The organism is Halococcus salifodinae DSM 8989, from assembly GCF_000336935.1.
GTDB lineage: Archaea > Halobacteriota > Halobacteria > Halobacteriales > Halococcaceae > Halococcus > Halococcus salifodinae.
On record NZ_AOME01000082.1, the window covers coordinates 1 to 9259 of the forward strand.

Below are 9259 nucleotides of genomic sequence, written 5' to 3' on the forward strand. Positions count from 1 at the left end.
ACGGAGCTCTCGCCGACGCGATCGCTGCCGACCGGGACTGAACGTGATCGATAGCCTGGATTCCCGCTTTGCACCCTCGACCGATACCGACGAAAGGGGGCCACCAGTGCCGCTGTTCGTCGACACGAACGCGCTGTTCGCCTATTTTTACCGGCCATCGTCACAGCACGACGAGGTACGCACAGTGATCCGCGCGATCGGGGCGGGAGATCTGCCGTACAACCCGCTGTTGACGAACCAGTACGTCCTTGACGAGGTCGTGACGTTACTGCTCTCGCGGGCAGACACCCGAGCAGCACACGAGGCGCTCGGGAGCATCCTCGACGAACCGACGTTCGAGGTACTTGGCGTCGAGCCACAGCTCGTCGAGCGAGCGGTCGGACGGTTCCGCCGCTACGACGACCAAACGATCTCGCTTACCGACCACATGATCGCCGTTCAGGCCGACGAACGGGGCGTCGACCATCTGTTCACCTACGACGGTGACTTCCGAACCGTCGGGGTCACTGTCGTCCCTCGTGACGCCTGAGCGAAACCGACCTCGGCACGACATCACGAGATCGAGCGTTGCGAACGGTTCGTGGACGAACTCGATAGCCGGTGCCCTGGACCAGCGAGCGAATCGACCGATAGCTGACGAACAGCTACTCTTCCAGCCGGCCGTACCGCCACGACTCGGTGTCCGAGGTCTGGTTGAACGTGTAGAGGTGGAGGCCGTCGATGTCGTAGTGAGGATCGTCGGCGTAGGGCGCGAGCCCGTCGATGAGGTCGTCGGGGGTGTACTTCCCGCGCGAGCCGACGAGCTGGCGCACGAACCCGAGAATCCCTGTGGTCTTCTTCAGAAATCGCACCGAGTCGCCGACGCCGACCTTCTGGGAGATCTTCAGCAGTCGCTGGTACTTCATCACGCCAGGGATCCCGATCTCTACCGGGAGGTCGACGCCCCGATCACGAACCGCTTCGATCCACTCGACGACGGCGTCGGGATCGTAACAGAGCTGGGTCACGATGTAGGTCGCGTAGGGCGCTTTCTTTTTCATGGCCTCGGCGAGGGTCGCGTCGTCGAGGAACTCGTGTCCCTCGGGATACCCCGTAATTCCCACCTCGTCGAACTCGTAATCGAGGTCGTCGAGGGCGGCGAGGAGTTCGTACGCCGACGCGAACTCGCCGGCGGGTTCCTCGCGGTCGCCGCCGGGAACGAAGATGTCGGTGATCCCGGCATCGGTGAGGCGGCGCGCGATCTCTTCGAGATGGTCCTCGTCGCGGACGTAGCGCGCGGCGATGTGGGGACTGACCTCGAACCCACGCTCGGCGGCCTTCTCCGCCCACTCGATCGTCGCGTCGAGTCCGAGCTGCGGGGAGGTCGTGATGGCGATGGTCGCCCCGTCAGGGAGGTGGTCCATCTGGCCCTCGAAGCTGTCGAACGGCATCAGCTCGAACCGGAGGTCAGTGAGCAGATCGGTGGCCCCGTCCACGGTCGCGGCCGAACGCGCTACCGACATGGCTCGTTGGGCTCCCCACCAGTTTCGGCGGCGCTCGTTCCGCACGGCTGTCGTCCCGGCTCGAACGCGAACATTGCATATAGTTGTCGACACTGCGGACTTAGGTCTTGGCCGGCACAGCCTAACACGTATATACCGCCAGAAGAGTGCCGTGAGGATCGTTTGACACCGTATCTGGGGATGGCGGTGGGATCGCTGAGACTCGTTCGGGAGGGTCCATAGACGAGCGACACCAAGTGAGAACAGCCTCGACATCGATTTCTGATATAAACGTGGCCGATACTGGGGGCGAAAAGTGAATACCGCCGGGCCACACTGAGGGAGCGTTCATGAGTAACGCGAACACGTTGCCGAGCGAGGCAGGAACCGTCGTCATCGGGGCTGGTATCGTCGGCTGCAACACGGCGTATCACCTCGCTGACCTCGGCCGGGAGGACGTGCTCGTGGTCGATCGGGGGCCGCTCCCCACCACGGGTGGCTCGTCGACCCACGCACCGGGGATCATGTTCCAGACCGACGAGCCGAAGGTGCTCTCGAAGTTCGCGACGTACAGCCGCCGGCTCTACACCTCGCTCGAACGCGACGAGGACGAACCGGTCTACAACGAGACGGGCGGAATCGAGGTCGCGCGAAGCGACGAGCGGATGGATTACCTCCAGCGGCGGGTCGAATGGGCCGAGTCGTGGGGCGTGCCGGACCCACAGCTCCTGAGCCCCGAGGAGGTGAGCGAGAAGCTGCCGCAGGTCGATCCCGACGCCATCGAGGGCGGGTACTACTCGCCGACCGACGGCCAGGCGTCGGGCGTCCGGGCGTGTGCGGCGCTCGCCGAGGAAGCCGAAGAAATGGGTGCAGAGTTCGTCGGCCACACCGGAGTCGAGGACGTCGAGACCGACGGCGACGGCGTTCGGGCGATCGTGACCGAGAACGGCCGGGTCGAGTGCGACGAAGTCGTGGTGGCGACCAACATCTGGGCACGCCAGTTGAGCGAGAAGCTCGACATCCACCTCCCGATCGCGCCCGTCGAACACCAGTACACGATCACGGAGCCGCTCGCCGAACTCGAAGGATCGAGACAGGACGTCACCGACGACCCGGTGTACGAGAACTACAAGTCCGTCTCCGGCGACAAGAGCGAAGTCCTTCTCCAGGATCCCGATCGACCGATTCTCCGGGATCAGGACAACGCGATGTACTTCCGGACCCACGGCGATCGGTACGGGATCGGATCGTACAACCACGAGTCGATCGTGCCCGATCCCGCCGATCTGGGCGGCAACGAGGAAGGTGGCCACCAGGCGTCGGTCCACGACTTCACCGAATACCACCTGAACAACGCGACCCACCCCGACCGACAGGAGAAAGCGCCGCGAACGGCGAGCGACGAACTCCTCCCCGCCACGGAGGGTGCGAACCTCGATCACAAGTACAACGGGATGTACTCCGCGTCGCCGAACGGGCTCCCGGTTCTCGGACCGGTCCAGAAGTGTGACGGACTCTGGACCGCCGCAGCGATTTGGATCACCCACGCCGGCGGCGCGGGCAAGGCGCTCGCCGAGTGGATGGAGACCGGCGTTCCCCGCCTCCCCGACGGCCCGATCGACCTCCGGAACTGCAACGTCAACCGCTTCGCCCCCCACGAGGGAAGCTGGGACTTCGCGAAGGACCTCGGCGGCGAGGAGTACCGCAACCTCTACTCCATCATCCATCCCAAGTGGGTCTGGACCGAGCACCAGCGCGACATCCGGCGGACGCCGATGTACCACAGCCACGAAGAACGCGACGCCGAGCTGTGGGCCGAGGCCGGCTGGGAGGAGCCACACTGGTTCGACTCGAACGCGGATCTCCTCGCGGAGTACGGCGACCAGATTCCGGATCGTGAGGGCTGGGAGGGCAAATACTACTCGCCGATCGAGGGTGCGGAGGCGCTGAACGTCCGGGACGGCGTCGGGCTTCACGACATGACGTCGTTCAACAAGATGGAGCTCGTCGGGAGCAACGCCGACGAGTTCCTCCAGCATCTGTGTACGAACGACATGGATCTCGACGTTGGACAGATCCGGTACACCCTGATGTGCAACGAGGGCGGTGGCGTCCGCGCCGATGTCACTGTCACCCGGGTCGGCGAGGATCGCTACCTCCTCCTCACCACGGGGCGGGAGGTCGGCAGCAACCACCTCGCATGGGTCCGCAGCCAGGCTCCCGACGACATCGTAGTCAACGACGTGACCTCCAGCCTCGCGGCGATGGTCTGCACCGGCCCCGACGCCAGAAAGACCCTCTCAAAGGTGATCGACGCCGATCTCTCGGACGATGAGTTCCCGTTCTATTCGAGTCAGCAAACCTTTGTGAAAAACATCCCGGTGACCGCGCTCCGGCTGTCGTACGCCGGCGAACTCGGTTGGGAGCTGTACACACCCTCGGAGTACGGCGAACGGCTCTGGGAGCACGTCATGGAGGCAGGCGAGGAGTTCGATATCCGGCCCTACGGCAACGGCGCGCTCGACGCGCTCCGGATCGAGAAGGGCTTTCGACTGTGGGGCGAGGACCTCCACACCGAGCACGATCCCTACGAGGCAGGGCTCGGCTTTGCGGTCGATCTCGATACCGATTTCCTCGGGAAGGAGGCGGTCGAAGCCGCCGCGAACGGCGATATCGACCACGAAGTGGCCTGTCTCACGCTCGACGATCCCGAAAAGACGGTGCTCGCCGATCGGCCGGTGCTCCCGACCGACGGCGACGAGGCGATCGGGTACGTCCACGCCGCCGAGTACGGCTACAGCGTGGGGGCCTGCGTGATCTACACCTACCTTCCGCCCGAGTACGCCGAACCGGGTACGGACGTCGACGTGCGTTACGAGGGTGAGCGCTACGCGGCGACAGTCCGGGAAGAGCCGCTGCTGTGATCGCGGTGTCGGGCGTCCACTGAGGAGCGGTCGGGGGATCGTTTCGGCCACCCCCACAAGCTATACCGTGGCAGTCGTATCCGGTCCATGCGTCTAGTCCAAGTCCTCGTTCCGAAGGGAACACGGGAGGCGATCCTCGGGGAGCTCGACGAGGAGGGGGTCGATTACGCCGTGTGGGAGGAGACGGGTCGCGGGGAGTTCGAGGCGGTCGTCTCCTTTCCGATCCCGCGGAGTGGCGTCGAGCCCGTCCTCGATCGGTTGCGGGCCGCGGGCGTCGAGGAGGACGCCTACACGATCGTCCAATCGACCGAAACCGTAGTCTCCAGACGCATCGGCGCGCTGCGCGAGCGCTACACCGACTTGCGCATCTCGCGTGACGAACTCGTCGCGCGCGCCGCGGACCTCGCGCCCGAAACGTCGACGTACGCCGCCTTCCTCGTGTTGAGTACGGTGATCGCCGCGATGGGCCTGCTGCTTGACTCGGCCGCGACCATCATCGGCGCGATGGTGATCGCCCCGCTCATGGGGCCCGCGATCTCGGCCAGCGTCGGCACCGTCGTCGACGAGCCCGACCTTGCCCGCCGAGGGATCGTGCTTCAGGTCGGTGGTCTCGTACTGGCCGTAGCGTGTGCCGCCGTCCTCGGCACGATCCTCAAGACGACCGTGCTCGTTCCACCGGGGCTCGACATCACCGAAGTGCCACAGATCGCAGAACGGACACACCCGAACTTTCTGTCCCTCTTTCTCGCGCTCGGATCGGGCATCGCGGCCTCGATCAGCATCATCCGTGGAGCCGGATCGGCGCTCATCGGAGTGGCGATCGCGGTCGCGCTCGTGCCACCGGCGGCGACCGCCGGACTCGGCATCGCGTGGGGAGTGCCGTTGGTGTTCGTCACCGCGAGCACGCTCGTGCTCGTGAACCTGCTCGCGATCAACCTTTCGGCGCTCGTGATGCTCTGGCTGTCCGGTTACCGTCCGCAACGGCACTCACGGGTCGAGGGAGCGCGCTCCGCCCTTCTCAAGCGGTCAGCTCGACTGATCGGGGCGCTCCTCGTGCTCTCGGTCGTGCTCGGCTCGGTCACGTTCGCGTCGTTTCAGGTCGCGACGTTCGAACAGGAGACGAACGCCGAACTCGACGCGATGTTCGACGGTCCCGAGTACGAAGGCACGAGCCTCGTCGAGACGGGCGTCGAGTACGACGGGGTCGATTTCGTCCTCGGCAATCCGGCGGAAGTACGCGTCGTCGTTGGCCTCGACGAATCCGATCCCCCGCCGAATCTCGCCTCGATGATCGATACGCGTCTGACTCGGGCGACCAACGAACCAGTGAGTGTCCAAGTGGTCTACACCCTCTCACAGCAGTCCGAATAGGCACCACGATCCTCCCCACGCACCATCCGTTCTAGGCTAATCCGAGAATCGGGCTGATCGCTGAAGCGGTAGCTGTTAGGACCGGAAGATCCGGTGGGAGGATGGAATGAGCCTACCACCGGATTCGGTGATAGAAGAACGATTGGTGAAGACGTTTCCGAACACCCGGCTGCGCGAGCTTGCTCGCGCAACCGGGCTGATTCAGCGTGAGGGAGGGAAATTGAAAGCTGACGCCCTGTTCTGGTCGCTCGCTATCGGCTTTCTCACCGGTAACTACAGGACGCTCGAAGAGTTCCGCCAGGAGTACATCGAGACGTTCGGCGGCTCCCTCAGCTATCCCTCCTTTCACGATTGGTTCATGCCCGCTCTCTGTGAGTTCCTTCGAGAGGTCCTCAAGCACGCACTTGAGGACCTCGAACATGAAAACGATCGTCTTCAGGGACGGTTCGAGCAGTTCCGTGAGATTTTCATCGCGGATGCGACTGTCATTACGCTGTATCAGTCGTTGTTCGAGACGTTTCCTGGCTATGGCGACGACCACGCTGGAGCGAAGCTCCACGTGGTCGAAGCCGTCAGTAGCGGCCTTCCGGCTGAATTCAATATCACTGACGCGCGGACGCATGAGTTCACAGAACTTTCCACTGGTCCATGGGTAGAGAACGCGTTGCTGCTGTTCGATCAGGCCTACTTCGATTACCGTACGATGGACTTGATCGATGCCAACGGCGGCTGGTTCCTCACGCGACTCAAACCCAACGCAAACCCGGAGATCACCGCTGAGTTCAGAGAATGGCGTGGTAACGCCATCTCTCTGGAAGGAGAGCAGGTACAGGACATCCTCGACGATCTTCACCGCGACGTCATCGACGTCGACGGTGAAGTTGAGTTCAAGCGACGCATCTACAAGGGCACGCGGAGCCGTGCCGTTGAAACGTTTCGTGTCGTCGGTGTCTGGAACGACGAGGAAGATCGGTACCACCTCTACATCACGAATCTTCCCACAGAGGACTACAACGCGCCTGATATCGCGAAGCTCTATCAGGCGAGATGGGAAGTGGAGCTTCTATTCCGGGAGCTGAAGACCACGTACGGACTTGACGAGATCAACTCGGGAAAACCGGAGGTTGTGGAAGCGTTGATCCTGATCGGGCTGCTCTCGCTCGTGGTAAGCCGTACGCTCCGCGAGTTCTTCATCGAGATCGTCGAGGAAAACCGCAGCGACGACGACGCTGCGGCGTCGTCGCTGCTGCCTCGGGAACGATGGGCGAAGGCGTTCGGCCGTCGAAGTGATCGGATCCTCCGCCGAGTCGCGTCGCGACTCGGCTACGAACCGCCGAGCTTGATCGAATCGCTGATGAACGATGCATTGGACCCGAACGCTCACCGCACCTTGTTGCTCGACGAGGTGCAGCACGGACAGTTCGACGCTGACCTCGCGTAATCCGGTGTGATCGGCCCGGATTCGCGCGACTCCCCAGCTACAGCACTCGCGTTCATCAAGAATTTCGGAGCGCTCACCGTCGTGAGCGCTCCTGAACATGCACTGACCCCGTGATCGTCGCCAGCGAACGGTAACGTTCTCTTGCTGGAGGCAGACTTCAGACCAATTCGTCCGGTCACGTCAGGATTAGCCTAGAACGGATGCCCCACGCACCAGCACGACACGAGAACCGTCGCCAAAGCGAAACGGGTGACCGTTTCAGGCGACGATGTCGTCGGCGGCGAACGCCTCGCGGAGGTTCTCCTCGTCCTCGGCCGAGAGGTTCGTCCGGAGCACGGTCGGGTTGTACGAGTCTATCTCCTCGATGATGCGGTCTGTCTGGGCGTCGACCACGAGCAAGAAGAGTGCGGAGTGGCCGGGCTCGATGGTCTCACCGACCTCCTTGATGAACTCGTCGTCCACGCCGATGTCGGCGAATCGACCCGAGAGCGCGCCGGTGACCGCACCGACGGCCATCCCGAGGATCGGCGCGAAGAAGATGAGGCCGATCAGCAGTCCCCAGAAGCTGCCGCCGAGCGCGCCCGCGCCGACGAGGCTCTGGGCCTGCTTGACTTTCGGCTTGCCGTCACCCTCCCGGACGACGACTGCCGCGTCGCCGAGCGTGATGAGCTCCTGTTTCTGGAGTTCGTTCAGTTTGTCCCTGACGTTCAGTGCGCCGTCTTCGTTGTCGAAGGCGAGTACGATCAGTTCGTTCATGCGATCCAAACACACGAACGCGTTTCGACGGTTTAACAGTATCTACGGTGATGTATATACTCGGCTTGGCAAGATCGTCTAAATCAGCGAAATAGGTATAATCTGGCCAGAGATGCTGTGTTCGTTTTATCGAAAGAGCTCTCTCAAATCAAGCTGGTATAGAAACCAGATCGTTCATTTAGTGGAGTATATGTCTTGGAGACTGTAAGAAAGAAACTCGCGAAAGAGGACCACGAGAACTCACACACCAGTTCATGGAGTTGCTCCCGTCGCTCCGCTCGCGGGAGCGACGGGGGCACCTCTTCGGTGATTTCGAGCAGCGTTTCCACGAGATACGCTTCCTTGGCGTGATCGAGGCGGACGCTCAGTCCGCCTCGTTCTTCCCAAAACGGCACGTTCGCTCGCTCAGCAAACGTTACCAGCGTCCATGCCAGAAACACCAGCTGGATGTAGCGCTCGATCGCCTGTTTCCGCTCCAGTTGGTACTGCTTGAAGCCGAACTTCGCGTTCGATTCCTCGTGGACCGTCTCGATGTTCCACCTGTGCTCGACGAGTTCGAGGATCTCGGCCGCCGACCGGCCGAGATCCGTACTCAAGTAGTGCCGAGTTGTGTCGTCCGTCTTGCTTGCAACGATCTTTACTGGGCCGACGTCTTCGATTTTGACGACCTCGCTTGCGATGTCGTAGGTTTTCTCTTTTCCACGGACGGTGATCGTCGTCGACTCGTATTCCAGCGTCGACGCCCTCGCGTCGACGCGTTGGGTCCAGACGACATCCTGTAAAGAGACGTGTTTGTCGGATTTGAGCCGACAGACGACGTCATGGCCCTGATCTTGGATAGCGACAACTCTCTCGTCGCCGTAGTACGCGGAGTCAAAAACGACGGTGAGAGCCGCTCCAGCCGGCAGCTGGAGCGGCGTGACGATATCCTCGACGGCGATCTCGGTCTTTTTCTTGAACGGCTCGTCGAAATCCGGCGCAAGGTCCTCTGGAACGTACATCCGCGCCAGATAGGGAACGTAGACGTCACCGACCTGGAGACAGGAAGTGACGAGCTTGTTGCCCAGTTCCGTCTCCGCAGCGACGGGATTGTACAACCGGGCGACGCCATCGGTGGCGTCGCCGGTTTTCTCGGCGAACGTATCGTCGATGTGGAGGAGGACGTCGTCATCAGCACCGACCTGGAGCTGATCGAAGGGCTCTGTTGAATCGCCGTAAGGCGGTGGAATTCACTGTGTGACGGAGCGTTTGATGTTGTAGACGACACACATCAGGGTGATCTCTCG

Annotated in this window: 7 protein-coding genes; 4 read left to right on the forward strand and 3 right to left on the reverse strand. The window is 62.4% G+C overall.

Features of this window, described 5'->3' with window-relative positions:
* Positions 1-529: type II toxin-antitoxin system VapC family toxin (locus tag C450_RS18345; protein ID WP_241430426.1), on the forward strand; the 529-nt coding region annotated here is incomplete at its 5' end.
* A gap of 115 nt (positions 530-644) precedes the next feature.
* Here C450_RS18345 and C450_RS18350 read toward each other — a convergent pair.
* On the reverse strand, positions 645-1502 hold the full coding sequence (locus tag C450_RS18350; RefSeq protein WP_005046070.1) for a methylenetetrahydrofolate reductase: 858 nt from the start codon (positions 1500-1502) through the stop codon (positions 645-647).
* Positions 1503-1831: 329 nt separating this feature from the next.
* Between C450_RS18350 and C450_RS18355 the strand changes: the two genes are divergently transcribed.
* The 3 genes from C450_RS18355 (at position 1832) to C450_RS18365 (ending at position 7217) form a co-directional block, all read left to right on the forward strand.
* Entirely contained in the window at positions 1832-4405 is a 2574-nt protein-coding gene (locus tag C450_RS18355) for a GcvT family protein (RefSeq protein WP_005046072.1), read from the forward strand.
* An 87-nt stretch (positions 4406-4492) separates the two neighbouring features.
* Positions 4493-5776: a TIGR00341 family protein gene (locus tag C450_RS18360; protein ID WP_005046074.1), complete on the forward strand. Its 1284-nt coding sequence runs from the start codon at positions 4493-4495 to the stop codon at positions 5774-5776.
* Positions 5777-5882: 106 nt separating this feature from the next.
* On the forward strand, positions 5883-7217 hold the full coding sequence (locus C450_RS18365) for an IS4 family transposase (protein ID WP_241430427.1): 1335 nt from the start codon (positions 5883-5885) through the stop codon (positions 7215-7217).
* 258 nt (positions 7218-7475) lie between these two features.
* On the opposite strand, the gene C450_RS18370 is transcribed toward C450_RS18365, so the two are convergent.
* Entirely contained in the window at positions 7476-7973 is a 498-nt protein-coding gene (locus C450_RS18370) for a DUF1269 domain-containing protein (protein WP_005046078.1), read from the reverse strand.
* A gap of 143 nt (positions 7974-8116) precedes the next feature.
* The gene (locus C450_RS18375; protein WP_049910427.1) at positions 8117-9202 is read right to left on the reverse strand and encodes a transposase; all 1086 of its coding nucleotides are present in this window, start codon (positions 9200-9202) and stop codon (positions 8117-8119) included.
* Positions 9203-9259: the final 57 nt, after the last annotated feature.

Coding starts and splice junctions, on each gene's coding strand:
- C450_RS18365 (WP_241430427.1), top strand. CDS start 5,883: ATGAGCCTACCACCGGATTCGGTGATAGAAGAACGATTGGTGAAGACG.
- C450_RS18355 (WP_005046072.1), top strand. CDS start 1,832: ATGAGTAACGCGAACACGTTGCCGAGCGAGGCAGGAACCGTCGTCATC.
- C450_RS18360 (WP_005046074.1), top strand. CDS start 4,493: ATGCGTCTAGTCCAAGTCCTCGTTCCGAAGGGAACACGGGAGGCGATC.
- C450_RS18370 (WP_005046078.1), bottom strand. CDS start 7,973: ATGAACGAACTGATCGTACTCGCCTTCGACAACGAAGACGGCGCACTG.
- C450_RS18350 (WP_005046070.1), bottom strand. CDS start 1,502: ATGTCGGTAGCGCGTTCGGCCGCGACCGTGGACGGGGCCACCGATCTG.